The sequence below is a fragment of the uncultured Eubacterium sp. genome, from assembly GCF_934295145.1.
Classification (GTDB): domain Bacteria; phylum Bacillota; class Clostridia; order Lachnospirales; family Lachnospiraceae; genus Eubacterium_I.
In genome coordinates, this window is record NZ_CAKRAS010000002.1 from 12,683 (window position 1) to 37,080 (window position 24,398).

A 24,398-nucleotide genomic window follows, 5' to 3' on the forward strand; every position below is an offset into this window, starting at 1 on the left:
GAGATTGCAGGTCTACATTTAAAATTTCCACCAAAAATAATATTTCTATTTTATGCTTCTTCGACATCAGATTTTTTTGGTTCCACCAATTCAAAATCAATTCTGCGCACCAGCTTATCTGTACCGATCACACGGATTTTTACCGTCTGTCCGAGTTTATAGCTTTTTCCGGTATTCTCACCCACCATCTCGTAGGTACTTTCAATATAATTATAGTAATCTCCGCGCAGCGTTGTGACATGCACCATGCCTTCTACCGTGTTTGGAAGTTCCACATACAGGCCATAATTTGTAATACCAGAAATAACGCCCTCGTACTCATTTCCGATACGACTTTCCATGTATTCTACTTTTTTCATTTTTATAGTCTCGCGCTCTGCCTCATCTGCCCGGCGTTCCAACTGGCTTGCCTGCTGTGCCACGCCCGGAAGGATTTTCCAGTAATGCTCCATCCGCTTTTCATTCATCCTTCCACGCAGGCTGTCCTTAATGATCCGATGGATCTGCAGATCCGGATAACGGCGGATCGGTGAGGTGAAATGACAGTAATACTGCGCTGCCAGTCCGAAATGTCCCACACATTCTACACTATATTTCGCCTGCTTCATGGAACGTAGTGTCAGACGGGAAATCAATCCCTCCACCGGGGTATCTTCTATTTTTGCAAGAAGTTTCTGCAATTCTTTCGGATGCACCTCATCAGAACCCATGTGGATATGATATCCAAAATTATTGATAAAGGTACTCAGTTTTTTGATTTTTTCTGTATCTGGCACTTCATGCGTACGGTACACAAATGGAATTTCCTGCCAGAAATAATCCTGTGCAACAGTCTCATTTGCTGCCAGCATAAAGTCCTCAATGATTTTTGTCGCTGGATTACGGTCATATGGCTTAATCTCCACTGGGTGTCCCTGACAATCTAAAATTACCTTTGTCTCCGGAAAATCAAAATCAATGGAGCCACGTTTCCGACGTTTTGCACGCAGCATATCTGCCACTTCCTTCATATCAAAAAACATCTGCACAAAATCTCTATACTCTTCTGTTTTTTCCGGATCTTTCAGCGTAATAATTTTATTTACATCCGTATAGCTCATGCGGCGGTCAACGTTGATGACAGATTCTGCAATACGATGATCCACAATGTTTCCTTTTGCATCAATTTTCATAATACAGCTTAAAGTCAGTCGATCCTCGCCCTGATTCAGAGAACAGATTCCATTGGATAACGTATGCGGCAGCATTGGAATCACGCGATCCACCAGATAAACACTTGTGCCACGTTTCAACGCTTCTACATCCAGCGCGCTATGCTCCTGCACATAGTTTGTCACATCTGCAATATGCACACCAAGCTGCCAGAAATCACCATCTCTGGTCAGTGTCACTGCATCATCTAAATCTTTGGCATCCTCACCATCAATGGTAACGGTCTGCCAGTCTCTGAGATCCATACGTCCTGCCATATCCGCAGAAGTCACATCTTTTGAGACACGCTCTGCCTGATTCAGCACTTTTTCCGGAAATTCCACTGGAAGTCCGTAGGCACGCACCAAAGACATAATGTCCGTACCCGGGTCATTTTCATGACCGATGATCTCAATAACTTTTCCCTCCGGTTTCTTGCCTTTTCCACCGTAAGAAGTCAGTTCCACTACCACTTTATGTCCAGTCACAGCACCTTTAGAACGCTCCACTGGCACAAAAATATCCATATTGATCCTCGGATTATCCGGTCGTACAAAACCAAACGTCTTGTTTTTATCAAATGTACCAACCACGGTCTTTAAACCATGATCCACGATTTTTACTACTTTGCCTTCTCTGCGTTTTCCACTGGATGGAACCAGCGCAATCTGTACCACATCATCCTGAATGGCTCCATTTGTATTGCTTTCCGAAATAAAAATATCTTCATCCTCACCCTCAATGGTGACAAATCCAAAACCACGGGCATGCGCAGTAAATACACCAGTCAGGTTCGGGCTGGTGCCTTTTGTATATTTTCCCTTTGTGGACACCTCAACTTTGCCCTCTGCCACCAGTGCATCCAATACTTCCTGTAGTTCATGGCGCTGCGCTTTTGGCACATTCATTAGGATTGCGATTTCTTTTGCCTTCATCGGCACATACAGATCATCGCAGATCAGTTCATATACAATTTGTTTTCTCTCTTCTAATAATTCTTTCTTCATCTATTCTATCCTCATATGAAATACAGAAAAAGTGCATCGTTTGCACGAAGTGCTGTTATTTGATACTAAATTTCCTATCAAACAACAAAAGGCTGTCGTAAAACGACAGCCTCTTAGGTATTCTTACTGAAAACGTCCAATTGTCAGTACTGCAGAAACAATAAGGAACAGTGCCAGAAGAACTCTTGTGATCTTTACAAGCATTCCTTCCATAGAACGTCCTTTGTTCTTGCTCCAATAAGTATCGGATGAACCGGTCAAAGCTCCCAGTCCGTTATTCTTACCTTCCTGCATCAATACGATAACTGTCATGATAATACTTAATATAATAAATACGATCTGTATGATTGTTCTTGCGATTTCCACGATATCCACCTCCTGCGGTATAAATTAAATGGTCATAACACACCTATAACCATAACTGATAGATATGATACCATGTATCACCAGAAAAATCAATATTTTTTTATTTACAGTTTCAATCCTCGGAACCATTTATTTGGAATCACAAAGACACACACGATTCCGAGCACGATTGCTGCCACTGCTTTAAATGTCTCCAAACCACTTGTCATAGCCGCCGCAGCATCCCCGATCATAATATCATAAATCGTATTGTAAATACCGATTCCCGGCACGATTGGAAAAATTCCGGAAATCATGAAAACGTTCGACGGAACCTTTCTCCACACTGCAAACAGCCGCGCGCAGAACACAATCACCACGGTCGCCGCAAAACAGGCAATGGTGTTAGAAAATCTAAGTTTCACCAGCAAATATACCAGCCAGCCAAGGGTTCCTGTAATTCCACAGACAATGTACTGCTTTTTTGGCACATGAAACAGCACAGAAAAGGCGACAGTTGCAAGAAACGCAGCTGCAAGCTGCCCGATTGCATTGATCAACATATTTTCTTCCTCCCCGCTACAGTTTCAATCCCAGTCCCACGCCAATGGCAATGGAACAAAACACAAGAATTGCATCCAGAAGCCGGACGCATCCCGACAGATAATCACCATCCACAATATCGCGGATTCCATTGGTAAACGCTACTCCGGGAATCATTGGAATGATTGCCCCGGCAATGGCCAGATCCAAATGATCCGACACACCGATCCGCTGCAGGATCACGCAAAGAATCGTGACAATCAATCCGCCACTAATATCCAGCAATACTTTTGAAATATTGACCTGTTTCGCCTCCAGGAAAGAAAAAAACATCTGCAGGATCACACCGCACACAAACGCTGCCAGACAATCCCACATACTTCCACCAAACAGGAAACCAAAAGCCGCAGCACCGACACCGGAGGAAAGTACCAGTTCCCACACCGGCTCATTTTTCGCTGTCCGAATCTGTTTCAGCGTCTTTAACGCCGTATCCACCGACAGATTTTCCTGTTCGATCCTGCGGGAAAGTTCATTGATATCGCACAATTTCTTCATGTTAACAGAAATCGACGGCACATATTTCAATTTGGTGGAAGTATGCTCTTCCTGCTGATGCACATTGACAAACAGACCATTCGTGATGACATACATTTCCACTTCTTCCACCTGAAAATGATCCGCCACACGCTGAATGGTCTCCTCAACTCTTGAAATCTCTGCTCCATAACAAAGCAACGCTTCTCCCATGCCGATGATCAATTTCTGCACTTTTTTCAGCTGCTGCATGTTTTCCTCATTTCTGATTGCTTCCATACTTTATAAAAACCTTTCCCCGTTTTACAGTGAAAAATCAAATTCATCTGTTCCAAGATGTTCACTCTGATATTCCATCAGATACCCCGTCAGTTTTCCCCGATGACACTCTGTCGTCCAAGAGATCATATCCTCGATATTGGCCTCGGTGATCATCCCCGCTCTTCCAAGCGCTTCCAGATCTTTTAAACTTTCTCTTTTACAAATATCATAAACCAGATCTTTCAGATGTTCCGAAATAAATGCCTGATACGCCGCTTTTTGTGCAGGCATAAGCTGCATCGGATATTCCAGGCGAAACGCCGCCATCCGGCAGCGGATCAGAATCTGAGACCATTCCTGCAAAAGTGCGTCATACGCCGCATAATCATACCGTAGATTTCCATCCGCATCCTGACAAAACAGACCACTGATCTCCATCTTGCGGTACACCGGGTTTTCCGGGACATACAGTTTCACCTGATCTGCTTCTATTTCCATGCATTCCAGACGACCACATTCCTGAAACGCATCCTTCGGTATCTTTTTCACCGTTTCCGGAATCGTCACTTCCCGCAGATTGGCACGGCGCAACGCCATCGGCCCGACTTCCGTCACTTCTTTTGGAATCTTCCATGTCTCATTTTTCCCAAAATATTTGATTAGCGTATCGCCATGTTCTCCCCGACGGTAAAACGCATGGGCATCATTGTAAAAATACGGATTCTCCGGCTGCACGGTAATATGCTGAATACCATTCATGCTCGGACTCCAGCCGTAAGTATCTGTCAGAGCATGCTCACCCAGCCACTTCAAAGATGCCGGCAATTCCATTCCTTCCAGTTTGATACAACAACGAAATGCATCTGCACCCATCCGTGTCAAGCCTTCCGGCAGGGAAATCCGTTGTAACGCCTGGCAGCTCTCAAAAGCTTCTTCCTCAATCTGCTGCACACCTTCCGGAAGCACCACCTGCTGAATATGCATCTGTCCTTCAAAGGCATGCTGCTTTACGCAAACCGTTCCAGGCACAACTTCATAACATTCCCGCTCATCTTCTGCCCGCACGGCCACCAGCGCATATCCTTCCGGATGTTTCTCATATAAACCATATCCATCCGAAAAATAGTTTGGATTGTCCGGTGCCACTTCCAATGCAATTTTTCCCCATTCCCATGGGCGCACCAGCTCTGATACTGATGCCGGCAGATACATTGCCGTTACTGCTGTGACAAGCAGCACATTTTCACCGATTCTTTGTACACCGTCCTGCAATATCAGTTTTTCCAGACTCATGCACATTTTAAAGGCACCATCCCCGATTTCCGTCACCGTTCCCGGCACTTCAATGGTCTCAATCAACGCTCCATGCGAACTAAATGCCTCCGGCGCAATTTTTTTTACCGGAAGTCCATCAATTTCAGATGGAATCACGATATAAAGTTCTTCGCCCTTATACTCCTCGATAACGATTCCATCTACTTCTTTCCTATATTTGTAGTTGTTCCAATGCATCTGAAATTTCCTGCTGTCTTTCATACAATTGATATTTTTTGTTATATTTGAAATATTCTTTGCTTCCCTTGCGGCTGATAAATTTCATGCTGTTTGCATTGACCGTCAGGTCTGTTACCAAAATCAGCATCTCATTGCCGGTTCCAAAGATTTTTTCCACAAAGGCAAAGAGATTTTCCAATTCACGGCAGATCACTTCACTCTGTGCTTTCATATCCGCCACCTGATTGTCAAATGCTTCCTTAACAAACTGGAACGCTGCCTGAACGTTTTCGATGTCCTGCATGCGAAGCTCTTTGGCATCTTTTTGCAGTGTACGGATCATAAGCTGATAACTGCGGCGTGCTGCGCCGGACAGAGCATTGGCTTTGTCCTCCTGCTCCATCTCAAGCTGCACCTGATCTGCCCGCGCTTCCAGCAAGCCAGGAATCTCGGAACTTGTTCCTTTAAATGCCGCAAGCTCTGCCTTTAACTCTTTTAATACCGGGAGCAGACTGCGCAGTGCATCCTCAAACTCCACGTTTTTACGAATTTTATCTTGTAATGCATCCAGCAGCAGACCAAGCAGGGAAATACGCTCATCAAATGCTGCATTTTTTGCACGTTTGCGTACATCTGCATCGGCATTTCCGGAAAGAATCTGTGCCACACGGTAATCTTTTTTGTACTTCTGGTACAGGTCATAATAAGAAGCAAACTCCCGGGCAATCCGTTTGTTGTGCAGATACTGACCAACAAGCACTTCATCCACAGTAAATCCGTTTTCCTCATATAAATAAATGGTCTCTGACAGATCCTCCCATCCACGGGCAGTCACATAAGATTTGCCGTCCACGGTATTTTCAATAACATAAAAATCATTTTTCTTAATATCCAGATATGTCAGGATTGAGCCATGCAGACCCCTATTGACCGCATATTTGCGCCAAGTATCATAATCTGCTTCCACTTCCAGCACTTTCAGACGATCCATCGTTACGATATCAAATTCACGAACGGAACGGTTAAACTGCGGTGGATTTCCTGCGGTTGCAACCACCCAGCCCTGCGGAATCTGGTGTTTTCCAAAGGTTTTGTACTGTAAAAACTGCAGCATAGACGGAGCCAATGTCTCGGACACACAGTTAATCTCATCCAAAAACAGAATTCCCTCTGTCTTTCCGGTCACTTCCATGGCCTCATACACAGATGCCACAATTTCACTCATGGTGTATTCGGATACGTCAAACTCTGTTCCGCCATAATTTTTATGACTGATAAATGGCAGCCCCAGCGCACTCTGTCTTGTATGGTGCGTCATGGAATAGGACACCAGTGCGATATCCATCTCCTGTGCGATCTGCTCCATAACTGCCGTTTTTCCGATACCCGGCGCGCCAAGCAGAAACACCGGTCTCTGACGTTCAATCGGAATGCGGTAATCGCCGTACTCATCCTTCAATAAATAAATACGAACGGCCTTTTCAATCTGTTCCTTTGCTTCCTGTATATTCATGAATGTTTATCCTCCATTTGTAACTCATTTATACGTCATCTGCATCCAGCACCAGGCGAATCGCCCATATCGGTACTTCCGGAATGCTGTAGCCTTCCTGCACAAACACGAATGCAGTCTGATAATCCGGCATCCGCTCCGGGAAGGTGCCCTGACCATCGGTAAAATATATCAGCCCTTTCAAATCCTGAAATTCATGCCTTCGAATCAGCCCATCCACATATTCAAACACCGGTCGGAAATCCGTGCCGCCAAAACCGCACAGTTCCACATCTTCCATATATTTTTCAAATTCTTCATCCGTAGTCACTTTCACATCACGCTGGATTTTCTCATCGCATTGAATGATATGAATGTTGACCCTCTCAAAATAGCTTTCACTGCTCTTTAAAATATTGTAAGTTTTCCGCAGGAACCGCTCCACCGTCTTGCCCTGGCAGGAACCGGATGTATCAATAGCAATGACAAACTCCCGGATTCGCTTATTTTCCCGGTATTCCAATGGCTCCACCAGTGGCATATTTTTGTACATTTGCAATCCATATGTATAGTAAATGTAGTCAAATTCATCATCATTAACATGCATTTCCTCGCCCAAAACCGCAAACTTCCGCAAAAACTCGCCGTAATCGTATTTTTCCCGCAGCGCGGCATTCAGGTTCAACAGCAGACTTCCGGCACCATATCCCTGTTCGTGGGAAAACATTTCCAGATCCGTCTTAGCATGCTGGCTCACATCCTGCCAATCGCCCTGGCGCTGTCCCACCAGTGCTTCATCAATATCTTCCTGCTCGCCTTCCTCGCCGGTATCTGCCTCGTGACAGCCCACCATCGCTGTTCTCGTATCCGTGGTAATACTGTCATTTCTGCGCTCTCCGGCTTCATTTTCCTTCAACGGGATCCATTTCAGATGATCATCCCACATAAACTGCGGCTCTTCCTGGAAAAATTCTGCGCTCTCCTCCGGATTTTCATACAGCCAGCGGTAAATTTTTTCCGCGGTCAGAATCGGAACTTTCTGCTCCAGATGCAACAATGTCCGTTTCAGGGACGCATCACGTTCCAACTCCACACATTTCAGATTCAGATCCAGAATCGACTGCTCCACCGCAAGATCCGTCGCCAGATCCCAGCACTCCCGATCCATTTTCTCATACTGAAACGGATGACTGAATATACAGTGTAATATCATATGTAAAAATGCCCGGGTACAGGCATTTTTTTCTTTTTTAAATGCATGCAGCACATATCCCGGATTATAATACATGGTCGCGCCATCCACGCCGAAAGCCGCAACACTGTCTGCTGCCACTAACGGCATCCGAAATAAGGCTCTGTCAAGAAACCGCATGGAGATCATGAGCTCATCTCTGGCATATTCCATGATCTTTGCTGCAAGTTCCTCTTCTGTCTTTTGTTTTTCCTGTTCCATTCACGTTCCTCATTCAGTGATATTTACTTCGTTTTAGCTCTGCTTAGTGTATCACATCTTGATTTCCGGGACAAGTAAACTAACAGTAAGTTTTCTCTATCTCTCGCAGACTTCCTCCTCAATACGCAAAAGTTCATTATATTTTGCCGTTCGTTCTCCTCTGCATGGCGCGCCGGTCTTGATCTGCCCGCAATTCAATGCCACCGCAATATCCGCGATCATCGGATCTTCCGTCTCCCCAGATCGATGCGATACAATCGTCTGATAACCATTTCGTTTTGCCAGCACAATTGCCTCAAAACTTTCGGATAATGTACCAATCTGATTTACTTTGATCAAAATCGCATTTCCCGCTTTTTGTGCAATACCCTGTTTTAACCGCTTCGGATTGGTCACAAACAAATCATCACCGACTAACTGCACCCGATCACCGATCCGTTTGGTCATCTTACCCCAGCCTTCCCAATCATTTTCCTGTAGGCCATCCTCAATGGATACAATCGGGTATTTACTTATCAAATTTTCATAATAAGAAATCATCTCTTCCGTTGTCCGCATCCGATCTTCCCCCTGAAAATGATATAATCCAGAATCCTTATTATACAGTTCACTTGCCGCCACATCCAGCGCAAAAACGATCTGTCTGCCCGGTTCATAACCGGATTCCTTCACTGCCCGCATCAGGTAATCCAGCACTTCCTCTGCATTTTTCAGATCCGGTGCAAAACCACCTTCATCTCCTACAGAAGTTGTATAGCCGTCTTTTTCCAGAATTGACTTTAAGGTATGGTAGATTTCCACACACCAACGCAATCCATCCCGAAAAATAAAATTGCCTTCATCATCCCGTGCCCCCACCGGCATGATCATAAACTCCTGAAAATCCACGGTATTATCCGCATGACGTCCCCCATTTAAAATATTCATCATTGGAATTGGCATGCGTATTCCATACACACCGCCAAGATAGCGAAACAAAGGCAGATTCAGTGCTTTTGCACACGCTTTTGCGCAGGCCATAGATACAGCCAACGTCGCATTTGCCCCAAGATTGCACTTATTTTCTGTTCCATCCGTACAATTCAATATCTGGTCGATCAGCACCTGATTCGCTGCATCTTTTCCAAGCAGCACTGCTTTGATCCGGTCGTTGACATTGACCACCGCCTGATGCACGCCTTTTCCGTGATACCGCCGCGAATCCGTATCACGCAATTCCTTCGCCTCATGTTCTCCGGTACTGGCTCCGGATGGAACACTTGCCCGTCCAGTAAAAATATGCTCGCCATCCTTTACTTTTACTTCTGCCTCAACCGTTGGATTTCCACGGGAATCCAGTATTTCTCTCGCATATACATCCACAATTTCCAGATAAACAGCCATAATATTTCTTTTCCTTTCTAAAAATAAATGAATTTTCTCACTTACATTATCTGCTGTTTCTGAATCTTTATACGCAAGCAAAAAATGGAGAAAAATGACTACTCAAATCACTTTTCTCCATTTTATAATTTTACATTTATTCTGAAATCAACCAGTCAATCATACAAGCATGTTGACTCTCTTGCGCTCATTATATCATCTTATAAACACCTGATGGCATTAATTATATAATTCACCGGTCTCTTCATCAATATACCAATATCCACCATCCTCATTTCCAAGTCCGCCAGAATTGCTGTTACTCTGATTTCCGGAAGAACTGCTATTGGATGAACTGCCGGAATTGTTTCCAGAACTGCTGTTGGAATTTCCAGAGCTTGAAGAACTGCTGTTTGTTCTGTTGGAAGAGCTGGAGCTGCTAGATGAGCTGGAAGAAGAATTATTTTTTTTCTTCTTTGTTGTAGTCGTTGTCTGTGAACTGCTGCTATTGCTGTTGTTACTGCTTGAAGAATCATTCTTCTTTGCCGCAGTTTCCTGCTGTTTCTTCTTTTCTGCCTCTTCCGCTTTTTTCTGTTCCTCTTCTTCCTGCTGTTTTGCTGCCGCCTCATTATCAATAGCTGCTGCACGCTCCGTGTAAGAAGTGATCAGCCCGTCAATTGTCGTATTCAGTTCTGTCAGCTTTTCTTCTGTCACAACACTGTATGTATCATACTCTGTCTGAATTGTCTTTTTCAGATCCGTCAGTGTCGTAACCAATGTGCTTAACTTATTCTTATCTGTCTCCGCATTGATATCTTCCACACTATTCGTCTTGATCGTATTATTGTAATCATCTTCAAAATACTTGCGTTCTGTTTCCAGTGTAGACTCATACAGTTTGATACAATCATTGATGATTCCTTCATGTTTCTGATATTCCGTATAGCTTTCTTCTGTATCTTTCAATGCCTGAAGCTTTGCATCTCTGTCACCAGCTTTTTCAAATGCATTTCCCAGATTCTGAATTTCATCAAGTTTTGCATCAATTTTTTCCTGTCGCTGCGCTTCCTTGTGCTTCGCATAAGCTTTCTTTCCGAACATACCAGCCACTGCTGCCACAATTACAATACACACAACCAGAATAATAATCATTGTTTCTCTCTTTTTTCGTGCTCTCATTGCGTTTACCCCTTTTTCATATGTAACTAAAGCATTCTTTTGTCATTATACCAGTTTTCTGACATAATGCAATGACTGACCGCCACAATTTTTCCGTTTCATTCGAAAACATTTTCCATCCTGTTTACCAAAACACTTCCCTGACAGCTCAACGAAATAATTTCCTAAACTTGATAAAATTCATTTTTCTCTGCCACATATGTTCCATCATCCATATGTGCTCGTACAAATGGCACTTCTGCTCTGTGATAAAATACATTATGGTGGATCCACGCATCCGGATTGCCCGACGGACTGATCAGCCCTCCCAGATCATCCACGCTGACATTATAACGGAATTCATTATGAATTGCTTCTTCCAGACAGAACATGACGCATCCGCCTTCATTTAACCGACTGTAATTATACTGGTAAAGTGTGCCATCTCCGGAGTCCGCATCCCATGCCATACTATCCTGGTTCAGGCGCATATCACGCATCTCATTATAAGTCAGTAACGCATCTTTGCACTTCCATGGCCAGATTCCTGCCGCCACTTTTCCTGCCCGTTCCTCCGGTTCTGTATAATAGCGGTCATTCATCTCCAACGCACAGCTGTCACCAGAATTGTACTCCACCAACGGTTTCATGGCATACATCACGGTAATGCCATCACCACCGATTTCTTCCACATAATTATCTGCAATATAAATGTTATGATGACCATACCGTTCAAACAACTCATCCGGCAATTCTGCTGTCATAAACTCTTTGCATTTATAACTGTATCCAACGGCAATTCCCCAACGACTCGTCCGCTTCAGATGGCATCCTCGGACGCTGACATTCTCATATCGTGCCACGCCGGTTTTTTCTTCAGCTTCCGGCTTCAGACAGGTAAAATAAATACCGCCATTGTTCATATGTTTATCATACACATTACCTTCCACATCATGAATATACAGATTGTTCAGATGAATTTCATGTAGCGTTCCGCGATTTTTCGCGATTCCTGCCACACCAGTACGATTCATCTTGTGTGGAGCAGAATATGTCTCTCCGAATACGCCCCCTTTATTGCTAATCTCCAGATTCTCCACCGTCAGATACTCGCAATCATATAACAATACCGCAGATGAAACATACCCTTTGTACACATGCGTCGGCGAATCAAGCGTATCCCCATAATCCTGATACCAGATACCCTGACCATTCGTCTGAATCAAAGGTCTCGCACCGTCCCCATACGCACCAATATAAATCGGCTGTTCCTTTGTCCCTTGTACATTCAGATGCAAAAACTGATTTTCAAACACAGAACCGCGTTCCAACAACACCTGATCACCCGGCTGTAAATCCAATCGATTTACGGCATACAGACTCTTCCATGGATGTTCTATCGTTCCTTCCGCTGCATCATCCCCGTGCATGGCACTGACATAATAGCAACGACCACCGTTCTCTGCTCCGCTTTCAGTTTCTTCTGAGCGTTTTTTATTTTCTCGCTGGCACTGTTCCACCTGCATCTGATTCCAAACAGCGTAAAGCGGACATTCGCAATCCGTTTTCGCTACTTGCTCTTCAAACTCTGACATCCATCGAACTGCATTATCTGACTTTTCATCTGACACATCCTGTGCCGATATTTCGTTTATGGTTGTTTCACTTAAATATGTATTTGCTGCTACACTTTCTATGAGTTCCTGATACTCTTGTATTTTCAACCACTTTTCAATGATCAAATCCACTTCCTCATACGGAAACAGATCACCATGATATCTGGTAAACAAATCCTGATTGTTCTCATAAAAAACTCGTTTTTCATCCTCTGTATAAACATTGCATTTATGATTTCCAACCATTTCGCCCTTATATGTTGCAAAAGCCAGCTGAATACTCTTCAACTCATAATCCAGATACATCTCTGGTGTCAGGTACCGCGCACCAAAAGCCGCTGTTCCATTTTTCCATGCATCCGCATTCTTCCATTCCTTCTCCGCACGCCGCTGATCCACAATCTGCTCAACGTCATCCATAAAATTATCAGTACTTCCAATTCCAAACGCTTCTGCCTGTTCATTCATAAAAGCATTCTTCTGTTTCCATCTCTGATAAAATCCATTCGGTGAACAATCCTCATATACACCAAGCAGATTTGCAACCCGATAGGCCGCATATACTTTCTGCCAATTTTCTGTTACTTTTCCCATTTTATTCGTTTTCTCCTGATTTTATTTTCCATCAAAAAATATATTTGTATTTTCATAAAACATCATTATTCCCATATCTTGATTACACGAATTATTGCATACTTTGAACGAAATCGGAGAATTTTTCTACGGCAAGCGATTCAGTGAGTGACTGCGTTTTGCGAGTTTTGCGCGAGCGGGAAACGACCAGCTTTTATAGGAGTTGGAAGCGAGCGCGATAAAACCGAAGCAAAACAAAGGTAACGAACGTCTAGCTGTCGTAGAAAGATTCCCCGATTTCGTATAAAAGATGAATATTAAATTTTAATTCAATTAATTCTCGAAAAAATCCTACCGTTTCAGAATAATCGTAGAGAACGGCTTCATCTCCCCGGTAACTTCGCCGAAAAGTACTTCCGCCCCGTCAAGTTCCGGTTTGAATGCTGTTGAAACTTTATTAAAGTTCTGGATAAACACATATTCCGCGTTCTCACTCTGACGCGCAGAGACCTCGATTCCTTCCGGAATTGCCTGTTTCAGCGGTCTTTCAACCCCTGCTTTTGTCACAATCTCTTCATACACGTTATCAAAGAATTTCTGCTCGGCATCCGCACACACATAGTATGCTTTTCCTTTGCCAAACTCATTGACAGTCATAGCCGGTGTACCTGCATAGAAATCCTCGCCATATACAAATAATGGCTCAGCAGTCTTGACATCTACTAGCTGGCAGAAACGCTCACACTGATAAGAAACATCACCAACAACTGCTTTGACTACATTCGTCTCGCCGTCATACAGTGCATCAATTTCTGTGCTGCGCAGTCCCATGACATCCATCAGACCGCCCGGTGTGCCACCAAGTACACACAAATCATTTTCATCTACCACACCACTCCAGTAAGTCATAATAAATGTGCCACCATTTTCCACAAATTTACGAACTTTCTCTTCAAATCCGGCACGGAACATATAAAGCATCGGTGCAACCACGATCTTGTATCCGTCAAGATCCTGCGTCATATCCGGCAGATCCACATTAAGGCCTAATTTACGGAATGCATAATAATGCTTCTCTACTGTCTCTTTATAGAACATTCCTTTATTACGTGGTCCCTGTGCTTCTTCTACGGCCCAGCGGTTTTCCCAGTCATAAATAACAGCCACATCTGCTTTTACATCAGAATGTTTCAGTTCATCGATCTGTTCCAAATCCGCGCCAACTTCCGTGCACTCCTGATAAGTCCGCTCGTCCTCTTTTCCATAATGGTCGATCAGGGCACCATGGAATTTTTCAGTTCCACCACGACCTTTTCTGATCTGGAAATACATAACGCTATCTGAACCATGCGCTACCGCCTGCAAAGAAGCTGTCTCCAACATTCCCGGACGTTTTAATTTGCTGACAGACTGCCAGTTCGTAGGACCCGGACAGGATTCCATCAGAATAAACGGCTCTTTCTTTAACGTACGCATAATATCATGCTGCATGCCGTTATCCATAGCAACAAGGCGTTCCGGTCCTTTGTGCCACTGCGGATAATTATCCCAGGATACTACATCCAGTACTTTCGCCATCTCATGATAATTGATTGTAGAGAAATTATACATCAGATTGGTCGTAACCGGTTTATGATTTCCTGCATCACGCAATGCCTGGATCTCTGCTTTGCAGAAATCAATACTTTGATCACTTACAAAACGTTTCCAGTCCAGAACCAGTCCGTGAATGGATGTCTCACCTAATGGTGTCGGACTCTCAATCTGATCAAAATTCTGATAATCGTGACTCCAGAAAGCAGTATTCCACTTACGGTTAACTTCCTTAATATCGTTATTATATTTTTTCTTTAACCAGCCACGGAATGCACTCTGACACAACGGGCAGTGGCACTCTCCTCCGTACTCATTGGAAATATGCCACATTAAAACACCCGGATGATCTCCAAAACGCTCTGCCAGCTTCATATTCATCTGGCGTACTTTCTGACGGTAAATTGGAGATGTATAGCAATGGTTGTGACGCTGTCCAAAAATATTTTTCTGACGCATTTCATTGACACGCAGCACTTCCGGATAACGATCAGCCAGCCAGTGTGGACGCGCACCGGACGGAGTTGCAAGAAACACATAAATTCCATTTTCATACAAACGATTGATGATTTCTTCCATCCATTCAAAATCATATACGCCTTCCTGTGGCTCTAATTTCGCCCATGCAAAGATACCGAGGGAAACTGTATTGACATGTGCTTTCTTCATCAGACGGATATCCTCTTCGAGAATCTCTGGATACTCCAGCCACTGATCCGGATTATAATCTCCACCGTAACATAAATGATCAAATTTCACACCCATTTTTCATTTCCTTTCTGAACTTTAGTTCTGATTCCAGATGGAATCCATTTATCAAAACCGAAAAAGCACTTCCGGTTATGCTCTGTTTAAAAAACCCCACGGCGAAACCACCGTGGGGTTGCATAAGTTGCAATATTATGTTTGATATGACTATTTATCTCGTCATTATTTAACGGCACCTGTAATACCTTCTGCAAACTGTTTCTGAAGGATAAAGAAGATAACCATAGTAGGAATAGAACAGAATAATACACCCATCATGATCATACCATAATCAAGTTTATAACCACCAGTCATATTTGCAATTAACATAACCATATTCAGAGATTCACCATTTGTCATACAGATCTTCGGCCACAGATATGCATTCCATGCATTCATAAATGTAATAACTGCTGCTGCTGCATAAGTAGATTTCATAACCGGCATATACATCTGGAAGAAAATCTGAATCTCGTTCAATCCGTCGATACGTGCTGCCTCAATAATATCTACTGGGAATGATCTCGAATTTTGTCGGAACATCATGATCATAAACGGCGTTGAAATGATCGGCAGGAAAAATCCAGGTACAGTATTCAATAAATGTGCTTTACTGAACATCTGGAATAACGGAATCATAGTTGCTACCTGCGGAATCATCATACCAAGAAGCAGAATGGAGAATAATCTGTCTTTCCACTTGTCATGATAAACTTCAAATCCGTAACCAGCCAAAGAACAAATAAACAAACAGATGATTGTAACTGAAATCGCATATATAAATGAATTTTTCATTGCCAGACCCAGTGGCTGCTGTTCAATCAAATTTCTAAAGTTCTCTGCTGCATAGACTCCAAAAGTCAATTTACCTTTGGAAATATCAACATAATTATTGGTTGCTGCCATGATCATCCAGTAAAAAGGAAATACAGAGATCAGTGACACAATTCCAAGAAAAATATAAGTAGGGATCAGTCGACGCTGAATCATTGATTTGTTTTTCTTTTTAGTCACGTGTATCACCTACTTTCATATTGATAAATGCAAGAATTGCTACAAGCACAAATATAAAGAATGACATTGCACAACCATATCCAAAGTTCGGTGTACGTAAGAATACGGTATTATATACATGATGTGACATTGTAATTGTTGCATTTGCAGGTCCACCATTTGTCAGGTTGACTGACTCATCAAACAACTGTAATGTACCATTAATAGACATAATAAATGTCATAATAATTGTCGGTTTTAACAATGGTACAGTGATACTCCAGAATGTCTTCCATCCATTGGCTCCATCGATTTTGGCTGCCTCATATACGGAGTACTCAATATTCTGTAAGCCGGCCAGGTAAAATACCATATTGTAACCTGTCCATCTCCATACCAACGCAATAATAATTACGATTTTCGCACTCATGGCATTTCCCAGGAAGTTATATCCATGATCCAGAATGCCAAGTCCAATTAATGCATTATTTACAAAACCATCCTGAGCAAACAGGAAACGGAAAATTAATGCATAAGAAACCAGAGATGTTGCACATGGTAAGAATACGCATGTACGGAAAAATCCTCTCAATTTAAGATCTCTGTTATTTAACAGCTGTGCAAGTAAAATAGCAAGCACAAGCATGATCGGTACCTGAATTATCAGGTAGAAAAATGTATTTCCTACAGAACGTAAAAACACTTTGTCCTGGAACATACGTGCATAATTTGTAAATCCGGCAAAATGCATTGCGGCTCCTTTACCTGTCTGTAAGGAAAGGATGAATGCTTTTACCATCGGGAAAAAGCTCATAATTGCAATCATGGCAGATGCCGGAATCAGGAAAGTCCAGCCAGCTGCTTTCTGCTTTGCAACTAAGGTCATGCCTTTTTTCTTAGGTTTCACCTCAAAACCCCCTTCGCAAATAATATTCGGGGAACTGCCAGGCAGTCCCCCGCATATTTCAAAAATTCAAATTGTAACTATTCACAGATAAGATTACTCACTCATTGTAAATTCTACTTCTGCCTGAGCATCTGCGATAGCAGAATCAACATCTGCACCCTGGATAATGTTCTGGATCTGTGTACCGATTGCATTACGTCCATCATAGTAGTATGGGCTTGTATTGTTTGTCGGTGTCTTAACAGAGTAATCCACGATTGTTTTGTAGATCTGCTGGTTGTTATAGAACGGTACCTTCTGAGCATAAGCTTCAGACTCAGCTGCCGGTGCATATGTAGCGATTGCGCCTGTCTGAGTAAGAACATTATCATAGAACTTTGTGCTTCCAGCAAATGTGCTCTTTAAGAAGTCAATTGCCAGATCTTTGTTCTGGCAGTTTGTTGTAATATACCAGGAAGAACCACCATTATTAGAGTAGTTTGTTGCATTTGGTGTCTTAACTAATTTCGGCATATTTGTAATTTCCCATTTGCCTTCTGTATCTTTCATTCCCATGATTGTAGCAGAAATCCAGTTACCATTGATAACACCACAAGTAGCACCACCTGTAATAGATGTTACATACTCATCCCAGCTGTTTACTTCGTAGTAAATACCCTCTTCTACCATTGTTTTGTAGATATCGATACACTCTTTTAATGCATCATTGTCTGTCATAGCCGGTTTTCCATCTTCATCGAAAAGAGAAGCTCCTGCTGACTGAAGCATCTCCATGATCATATCCGGAGAATCAGCCTGTCCTGATAAGATGTATTTGCCAGTTTTCTCTTTTACAGCTTTACCGATCTCGATAAACTGATTCCAGTCAATATCTGTCAGATCTGCAACTGTATATCCAGCCTCTTCAAGAATATCTGTTCTGTAAGCGCCGATTACAGCACCGTTATCAAACGGAACACCGTAGTTCTTTCCATCTACTGTAGAGTAGGAAAGCTTACCAGCTGCAAACTGTGAGAAATCAATTCCGGAATCTGTCAGATCTTCGAAAGCTTCCGGATAAATGGATACGAATTTCTGGTAGGAGTTATCCTGCATCAGAACGATATCCGGTAATGTAGAAAGGTCTCCGGACTGAGCTGCAGAAATAAGTTTTTTCTCGCAGTCTTCGGACAATGTCTCAACTACTTTAAGTTTGAAATCAGAATGTCCCATATCCTCTTTGTACATTCTTCCAGCTTCTTCGATAGCTGGAATGTTGAATGCCGGATCCCATGTCCAAACTGTTAATGTGTTACCACCCTCGCTTGCTCCGCCTTCTTCTGTTGCGGATGCGTCACCTTTTGCTGCGTTGTCGCTACCACCATTGCTTCCGCATGCTGCCATAGAAGCTACCATAGCTCCAACCAGCATAAGTGAAATTACTTTCTTTTTCATGTTTTCTCCTCCTCATGAAATACTTCTGATGCGTAAAACTCATTTGTTCATATTAATCAAATTATGTTTTATCTCCTGCATCATGATGTACATATTATACTATACACCCATATGGTGTTGTGAGCATTTTTTTTCACATTCCACGCATTTTTAACTTTTCATAGTCACTTTGCATATTTTTTAACGATTTATACTTTCTTTTTTTACTTTTTTTGCATTTTTTCTTCTGTTTCATACATATTCTTTCATTTTTTCGTTTTTTTCACGAACATTTTTGGAATTCTTTGCGATAGTTTTACCAATTACCAGATGGTATCTACAAAAGAAAAAAGAATCATATGCAAAAAATGCTTTTTCACACTTTTTTGCACATATGATTCCTTTTTTTCGTTATTTTTCCCATTACCAGCCTTTTTCCACCAAAATATTAAAATCTGCCAATCTGGTTTCAAAATTTTCCGGTGATTTTTTCCAGTGATATGGTGAGGTTCCTATGATCCGCTTGAAATTCCGATTGAATGTCGATGTCGTGGAAAATCCCACTTTTACAGCAATCTCTTCCATGGAATATCCTGTCTTGCGAATCAGATCACAGGCTTTTTTAATCCGCACCTGATTCAGATATTCTACCGGTGTCATACCGAGGTTTTCCTCAAACAGACGTCGGAAATGAGACTCGCTCATATGACACACAGACGCAATCTCTGCAATCTTCATCGGCGTAGCATATTTATCTCTGATATATTCCAACGCCGGACGAATCTGATCAAACCCATTTTTCTGACGCAACATCTCCTGCCCGATATCTTTTTTTGAATTCAACCGCGCGATCATCAATAACAGCGAAAGAGACAATCCCCGTACACACTCCCGATAAAATTCCGGTGTATGATTCATTTCGTTTAAAATACAGGTGATCACATTTTTCAGGTTTGGTACTTCTGTCTCTTTTCCAAGAAATGTCTGCCGGTTAATATGTTCCAACAGTTTCTGCTGAAGCAAAATATCATCGGGATAAAATGCCGCAAGAACTTTCTCCGGATCCACAAACAGATAGGACCATGTATTACCGGCATCTCCCCGCGGGATTGTATTATGCGGAAAATTTGCCGGAATAACAGTTACCATTCCGGCCTCATACGAAACCACCTTATCCTCCAGGCGCATGGTTCCATGCCCCTGCGTACAAACACCAATTTCCAGCAGGTTATGGAAATGCAGGCTGTCCGCTTCCGTCTGATATTTATTCTGCCAGTTTCGATTTTGCAGTGCGATCAGAAAATGCTCCTGCTTAATATCATAATAACGTAATTCCACTTTATCTTTTGCTTTTTTCATTGCATATATACCTTCTGTGGATAAACACGTTTGATTGCCTCCAGCATACTATTGTTCAGATCCAGAAGCAACTTGATTTTCTTATTGTCTTCATATGTAATCATGGTATAGTACGGAATGTCATCTTCATAGGAAGTATAGTCATACTTCTTCACACTCTCTGTTCCACCATTCTTACGGTATTTCGCAACCGCCTCATGCCAGTTCGGTGCAATCACTTCAAGATCTTTCAGCATCAGCGTATGTGCAGTCTTGCGGCGGCGTTTCCCACGGATCACATCGATAGTCAGCGTACCGTTTTCCATCGTATATTCGTATTCTTTATCACCATTGATAGAAAAAACATAATACAGCACGGCAAGCAGAAAAGCCGGCAGCATCAGTCCAGTGTCAAATATAATGGCCAGAATGACCATCACTACAGACAGTACTACCATCATAACAGACAGTACTTTTGCAAATGGTTTGGCTTTTCGTTTCACCTGCTGTGTTATTCTATAATCATTCATTCAGTCAAATGCCCTTTCAGTCAGCATATCCGTTCGGATTCTGGCTCTGCCATCTCCAGGAATCAGCACACATATCTTCTATTCCAAACTGAGCCTCCCATCCAAGTTCTTTTTTTGCTTTTGCCGGATCACAGTAGCACATTGCAATATCACCCGGACGACGCGGTTTGATTGCATAGTTAATTGAATGACCGCATGCTTTCTCAAAAGCATGAACGACCTGAAGTACACTGTATCCGTGTCCTGTTCCGAGGTTGTAGATAGATACACCGTCTTTGTCAGCCAGTTTTTCAACTGCTTTTACATGTCCAACTGCCAGATCTACTACATGGATGTAATCACGTACACCAGTTCCATCCGGTGTATCATAATCATCACCGAATACACCAAGGCACTCCAATTTGCCGATAGCAACCTGAGCCACATACGGAAGCAGATTGTTCGGAATACCTTTCGGATCTTCGCCGATCATGCCGCTCTTGTGTGCTCCGATTGGATTGAAGTAACGAAGTAATACAACGTTCCACTCCGGATCAGAAGTATGGATATCTGTCAGGATCTGCTCTAACATGCTCTTTGTCCAGCCATATGGGTTTGTGCATGTTCCTTTCGGGCACTCCTCTGTGATTGGGATCATAGCCGGATCACCGTATACGGTTGCGGAAGAACTGAAGATAATATTCTTGCAGCCGTGGTTACGCATAACATCTGTCAGCACCAGTGTTCCACCAATGTTATTCTGATAATACTCGATCGGTTTTGCAACGGACTCACCGACTGCTTTTAATCCCGCGAAGTGAATAACAGCATCAAATGTATTTTCATCAAAAATCTTATTCATGGCATCTCTGTCAAGAATATCTGCTTCATAGAATTTCAGTGTTTTTCCGGTAATCTCCTGTACACGGTCCAGGGCTTTCTCGCTGGAATTGTACAGATTATCTACTACAGTTACTTCATAGCCTGCGTTTAACAGTTCCACACATGTATGGCTGCCGATATAGCCGGCGCCTCCGGTTACTAAAATATGCATACTAATTTCCTCCTTATATATACATTTTTTATAACGCTTCAGAAACAGACTGCAAAATTTCGTTTACGCTGTCTGTCCTGAATAGTTATATTCTATAAACTTGCAATAAATCTGTCAAATGCTTTTCTACCGTCTTCTGTACATTTGTATACACCAGCATCTTCCAGAACTTTTACAAATACTTTTCCGATTTCCTGCTGCAGAATTTCTTCCACATTTTCTTTTGTAAACGTATACTGATCGCGGAAAGATTCTACCCAGTCTGCATGCTTCTCAATCGTCTCATTGGAACGGATATCTTTTCCTTTCAAAATATACTCAGCCAGTACATCCATCTCATTTTTCAGACGGGCCGGTAATACAGCCAGTCCCATAACTTCAATCAGACCGATATTTTCTTTTTTGATATGATGCAGTTCTGCATGCGGATGATATACTCCAAGCGGACACTCCTCTGTGGTGATATTGTTACGCAATGCCAGATCCAGTTCATATTTGCCGTCACGCATACGCGCGATCGGTGTGATCGTATTGTGTGGTTCACCATCTGTCTGTGCAAAAACAAATGCTTCCTCATCTGTATATCCACGCCATGCTTTTAAAATATGATCTGCCAATTCTACCAGTCTTTCATCATCATTGCTTCTGATACGAATGACAGATAGCGGCCAGTGTACGATTCCGGCTTCCACATCTTCAAATCCGGGAATTGTAATTGTTTTCTCAAACTCTGCTTTTTCCATGGCGAACGTATAATGTCCACCCTGGAAATGATCGTGACTCAAGATAGAACCGCCAACGATTGGCAAGTCTGCATTGGATCCCAGGAAATAGTGTGGAAACTGTTTTACAAAGTCAAACAGTTTACGGAAAGTTGCACGCTCAATCTTCATCGGTGTGTGCTCGCCATTAAATACAATGCAATGCTCATTATAATATACATACGGAGAATACTGGAAGCCCCAGTTTCCACCGTTGATGGTAACAGGAATAATACGGTGATTCTGCCGGGCAGGATGATTCAGGCGACCTGCATAACCTTCATTTTCCACACAAAGCTGGCATTTCGGATATGCGGACTGTTTTGCCAGTTTTGCAGCTGCAATAGCTTTCGGATCCTTCTCCGGTTTACTTAAGTTGATGGTAATGTCGATTTCACCATACTCAGACGGCACCTTCCAGCGGCGGTCTTTTGCAATACGATCCTTGCGGATGTAATTCGTTGCCACACTGAAGTTATAGTAATTATCAGTCGCTTTCTTCGGATCTTCTGCATAATCCTCCCGGAATTTTGCAATGACCTGCGCCGGACGCGGAGTCAGGCAATTCATCAGTTTTGTATCAAACAAATCTCTGGATACCACACCGCCGTCTTCTAACACACCACTTTCCAAAGCCTCATCTAACAGATGGTTCAATGTATCTGCCAGATCAATCTCTGTGCCGACTTCTTCGGCTGTCGGTGCCTCATAATCATCTTTTTTCATTACCTCAAGAATCTGGTTCGTGCTGTAAATCCGTTCCTCCTCCGGGATCAGACCGGACTCCAGTCCGTACTGTACCAGTCTTGCTACATATAAATCAGACATTTCGTATGCTCCTCCTCATGACGCATGCTATGATGTTATTACTCTAAAACTCTTCCGCCGTCGCCGATCTCTACGACATAGAAATCTGCTGCATAACCAATTTTCTCAAGATATGCCTTTCCAACGTTCTCAATAAATTTATCGACGCAGTCTGTTTTTACAATACTTACGGTACAACCGCCGAAGCCTGCGCCTGTCATACGGGAACCGATGACACCTTCCTGCTCCCAGGCGTTTTCAACCAGTGTATCAAGTTCGATACCGGTTACTTCATAATCGTCACGCAAAGATACGTGAGAAGCGTTCATCAGTTTTCCGAACTCGTCCAGGTTTCCTGCTTTCAGTGCTTCTACCGCTTTTAAGGTACGCTGGTTCTCGTAAACGGCATGTTTTGCACGACGCTGACGCACTTCGCTCTTGATCAGATCTTTGTTTTCCTCAAATTCTTTCTCGGAAAGCTCACCAAGTGCTTTGATGTCCAGTTTGGTCTGAAGTTCTGCCAGAGCTTCCTCGCACTCTGCACGGCGCTCATTGTATTTGGAATCACCAAGACCACGTTTTTTATTACTGCATGCAATTACAATTTTTTCATTTGCCAGTTTGATCGGTGCATATGTATAGGAAAGATCGCTGGTATCCAGGAAGATGGCCTGATCTTTTTTTCCCATTGCGATTGCGAACTGATCCATGATACCACAGTTAACGCCGTTGAAATTATTCTCAGAATACTGTCCGAATAATGCGATGTCGATCATGGAAATATCATCGTATCCAAAGAGATCACGCAGTGCTACACCGGTTACGACCTCTACAGAAGCAGAAGAAGAAAGTCCAGAGCCGTTCGGAATATTTCCGAATAACAGCATATCGAAACCGCAATCTATCGGGTAACCTTTTTCAATGAACGCCCAAACAACGCCCAGCGGATAGTTTGTCCAATCCAGAGCTTTGTCATATTTCAGATTGTCAAGACTTGCCTCGATCACACCAAGACTCTCAAAGTTTGTAGAATAAAAACGGAAATTGCGGTCCTCACGTTTTCTTACAATTGCATAGGTACCGATGGTCAGTGCACATGGAAATACATGTCCGCCATTGTAATCGGTATGCTCACCGATCAGATTTACTCTGCCCGGTGCAAAATAGCTGCGGATATCACCTTCACTGCCAAATTTTTCTTTGAACTCTTTTAATAACTGCTCTTTCATCGAACCCCTCCATCT

At 42.8% G+C, this 24,398-nt stretch carries 19 protein-coding genes; all 19 read right to left on the reverse strand.

Annotated features, from left to right (window positions below; translation table 11 throughout):
- Positions 1 to 50 precede the first annotated feature (50 nt).
- Positions 51 to 2,198: a ribonuclease R gene (gene rnr, locus Q0I54_RS00570; protein ID WP_296115585.1), complete on the reverse strand. Its 2,148-nt coding sequence runs from the start codon at positions 2,196 to 2,198 to the stop codon at positions 51 to 53.
- A gap of 123 nt (positions 2,199 to 2,321) precedes the next feature.
- Entirely contained in the window at positions 2,322 to 2,564 is a 243-nt protein-coding gene (gene secG / locus Q0I54_RS00575) for a preprotein translocase subunit SecG (RefSeq protein WP_296115587.1), read from the reverse strand.
- 104 nt (positions 2,565 to 2,668) lie between these two features.
- Positions 2,669 to 3,106 carry a threonine/serine exporter family protein gene (locus Q0I54_RS00580; RefSeq protein ID WP_296115588.1) on the reverse strand — a complete coding sequence of 146 codons (438 nt, stop codon included), beginning with the start codon at positions 3,104 to 3,106 and terminating at the stop codon, positions 2,669 to 2,671.
- Positions 3,107 to 3,122: 16 nt separating this feature from the next.
- On the reverse strand, positions 3,123 to 3,902 hold the full coding sequence (locus Q0I54_RS00585; protein ID WP_296115589.1) for a threonine/serine exporter ThrE family protein: 780 nt from the start codon (positions 3,900 to 3,902) through the stop codon (positions 3,123 to 3,125).
- 24 nt (positions 3,903 to 3,926) lie between these two features.
- Positions 3,927 to 5,396, reverse strand: a complete 1,470-nt coding sequence (locus Q0I54_RS00590; protein WP_296115590.1) for a leucine-rich repeat domain-containing protein — start codon at positions 5,394 to 5,396, stop codon at positions 3,927 to 3,929.
- A complete protein-coding gene (locus Q0I54_RS00595) occupies positions 5,371 to 6,891 on the reverse strand; it encodes an ATP-binding protein (protein WP_296115592.1) in 1,521 nt (506 codons plus the stop codon). Before Q0I54_RS00595 ends, Q0I54_RS00590 begins: the two co-directional genes overlap by 26 nt.
- 28 nt (positions 6,892 to 6,919) lie before the next feature.
- Complete coding sequence (locus tag Q0I54_RS00600; protein ID WP_296115593.1) at positions 6,920 to 8,323, reverse strand: VWA-like domain-containing protein; 1,404 nt, start codon at positions 8,321 to 8,323, stop codon at positions 6,920 to 6,922.
- A 96-nt stretch (positions 8,324 to 8,419) separates the two neighbouring features.
- Complete coding sequence (gene eno / locus Q0I54_RS00605) at positions 8,420 to 9,706, reverse strand: phosphopyruvate hydratase (protein ID WP_296115594.1); 1,287 nt, start codon at positions 9,704 to 9,706, stop codon at positions 8,420 to 8,422.
- A 219-nt stretch (positions 9,707 to 9,925) separates the two neighbouring features.
- Positions 9,926 to 10,864, reverse strand: a complete 939-nt coding sequence (locus tag Q0I54_RS00610) for a hypothetical protein (protein WP_296115595.1) — start codon at positions 10,862 to 10,864, stop codon at positions 9,926 to 9,928.
- A gap of 164 nt (positions 10,865 to 11,028) precedes the next feature.
- Positions 11,029 to 13,053 (reverse strand): hypothetical protein, encoded by a 2,025-nt coding sequence (locus Q0I54_RS00615; protein ID WP_296115596.1) that lies wholly within the window; start codon positions 13,051 to 13,053, stop codon positions 11,029 to 11,031.
- 330 nt (positions 13,054 to 13,383) lie between these two features.
- Positions 13,384 to 15,390, reverse strand: a complete 2,007-nt coding sequence (locus Q0I54_RS00620; protein ID WP_296115597.1) for a beta-galactosidase — start codon at positions 15,388 to 15,390, stop codon at positions 13,384 to 13,386.
- 165 nt (positions 15,391 to 15,555) lie between these two features.
- Complete coding sequence (locus Q0I54_RS00625) at positions 15,556 to 16,362, reverse strand: carbohydrate ABC transporter permease (protein WP_296115598.1); 807 nt, start codon at positions 16,360 to 16,362, stop codon at positions 15,556 to 15,558.
- Positions 16,363 to 16,378: 16 nt separating this feature from the next.
- Complete coding sequence (locus Q0I54_RS00630) at positions 16,379 to 17,272, reverse strand: carbohydrate ABC transporter permease (protein ID WP_296115599.1); 894 nt, start codon at positions 17,270 to 17,272, stop codon at positions 16,379 to 16,381.
- Between the two features lie 93 nt (positions 17,273 to 17,365).
- On the reverse strand, positions 17,366 to 18,706 hold the full coding sequence (locus tag Q0I54_RS00635; protein WP_296115600.1) for a carbohydrate ABC transporter substrate-binding protein: 1,341 nt from the start codon (positions 18,704 to 18,706) through the stop codon (positions 17,366 to 17,368).
- A 402-nt stretch (positions 18,707 to 19,108) separates the two neighbouring features.
- Positions 19,109 to 20,044, reverse strand: coding sequence for an AraC family transcriptional regulator (locus tag Q0I54_RS00640; RefSeq protein ID WP_296115601.1), 936 nt, complete (start codon positions 20,042 to 20,044; stop codon positions 19,109 to 19,111).
- Positions 20,041 to 20,553, reverse strand: a complete 513-nt coding sequence (locus tag Q0I54_RS00645; protein ID WP_296115602.1) for a hypothetical protein — start codon at positions 20,551 to 20,553, stop codon at positions 20,041 to 20,043. The genes Q0I54_RS00640 and Q0I54_RS00645 overlap by 4 nt, the downstream gene beginning before the upstream one ends.
- Before the next feature lie 16 nt (positions 20,554 to 20,569).
- Complete coding sequence (gene galE, locus Q0I54_RS00650) at positions 20,570 to 21,586, reverse strand: UDP-glucose 4-epimerase GalE (protein WP_296115603.1); 1,017 nt, start codon at positions 21,584 to 21,586, stop codon at positions 20,570 to 20,572.
- A 92-nt stretch (positions 21,587 to 21,678) separates the two neighbouring features.
- Complete coding sequence (gene galT / locus Q0I54_RS00655) at positions 21,679 to 23,175, reverse strand: UDP-glucose--hexose-1-phosphate uridylyltransferase (RefSeq protein ID WP_296115604.1); 1,497 nt, start codon at positions 23,173 to 23,175, stop codon at positions 21,679 to 21,681.
- A 38-nt stretch (positions 23,176 to 23,213) separates the two neighbouring features.
- Entirely contained in the window at positions 23,214 to 24,383 is a 1,170-nt protein-coding gene (locus tag Q0I54_RS00660) for a galactokinase (protein ID WP_296115605.1), read from the reverse strand.
- Positions 24,384 to 24,398 lie beyond the last annotated feature (15 nt).

Coding starts and splice junctions, on each gene's coding strand:
- rnr (WP_296115585.1), bottom strand. CDS start 2,198: ATGAAGAAAGAATTATTAGAAGAGAGAAAACAAATTGTATATGAACTG.
- Q0I54_RS00580 (WP_296115588.1), bottom strand. CDS start 3,106: ATGTTGATCAATGCAATCGGGCAGCTTGCAGCTGCGTTTCTTGCAACT.
- Q0I54_RS00585 (WP_296115589.1), bottom strand. CDS start 3,902: ATGGAAGCAATCAGAAATGAGGAAAACATGCAGCAGCTGAAAAAAGTG.
- Q0I54_RS00590 (WP_296115590.1), bottom strand. CDS start 5,396: ATGCATTGGAACAACTACAAATATAGGAAAGAAGTAGATGGAATCGTT.
- Q0I54_RS00595 (WP_296115592.1), bottom strand. CDS start 6,891: ATGAATATACAGGAAGCAAAGGAACAGATTGAAAAGGCCGTTCGTATT.
- Q0I54_RS00600 (WP_296115593.1), bottom strand. CDS start 8,323: ATGGAACAGGAAAAACAAAAGACAGAAGAGGAACTTGCAGCAAAGATC.
- eno (WP_296115594.1), bottom strand. CDS start 9,706: ATGGCTGTTTATCTGGAAATTGTGGATGTATATGCGAGAGAAATACTG.
- Q0I54_RS00610 (WP_296115595.1), bottom strand. CDS start 10,864: ATGAGAGCACGAAAAAAGAGAGAAACAATGATTATTATTCTGGTTGTG.
- Q0I54_RS00615 (WP_296115596.1), bottom strand. CDS start 13,053: ATGGGAAAAGTAACAGAAAATTGGCAGAAAGTATATGCGGCCTATCGG.
- Q0I54_RS00620 (WP_296115597.1), bottom strand. CDS start 15,390: ATGGGTGTGAAATTTGATCATTTATGTTACGGTGGAGATTATAATCCG.
- Q0I54_RS00625 (WP_296115598.1), bottom strand. CDS start 16,362: ATGATTCAGCGTCGACTGATCCCTACTTATATTTTTCTTGGAATTGTG.
- Q0I54_RS00635 (WP_296115600.1), bottom strand. CDS start 18,706: ATGAAAAAGAAAGTAATTTCACTTATGCTGGTTGGAGCTATGGTAGCT.
- Q0I54_RS00640 (WP_296115601.1), bottom strand. CDS start 20,044: ATGAAAAAAGCAAAAGATAAAGTGGAATTACGTTATTATGATATTAAG.
- Q0I54_RS00645 (WP_296115602.1), bottom strand. CDS start 20,553: ATGAATGATTATAGAATAACACAGCAGGTGAAACGAAAAGCCAAACCA.
- galE (WP_296115603.1), bottom strand. CDS start 21,586: ATGCATATTTTAGTAACCGGAGGCGCCGGCTATATCGGCAGCCATACA.
- galT (WP_296115604.1), bottom strand. CDS start 23,175: ATGTCTGATTTATATGTAGCAAGACTGGTACAGTACGGACTGGAGTCC.
- Q0I54_RS00660 (WP_296115605.1), bottom strand. CDS start 24,383: ATGAAAGAGCAGTTATTAAAAGAGTTCAAAGAAAAATTTGGCAGTGAA.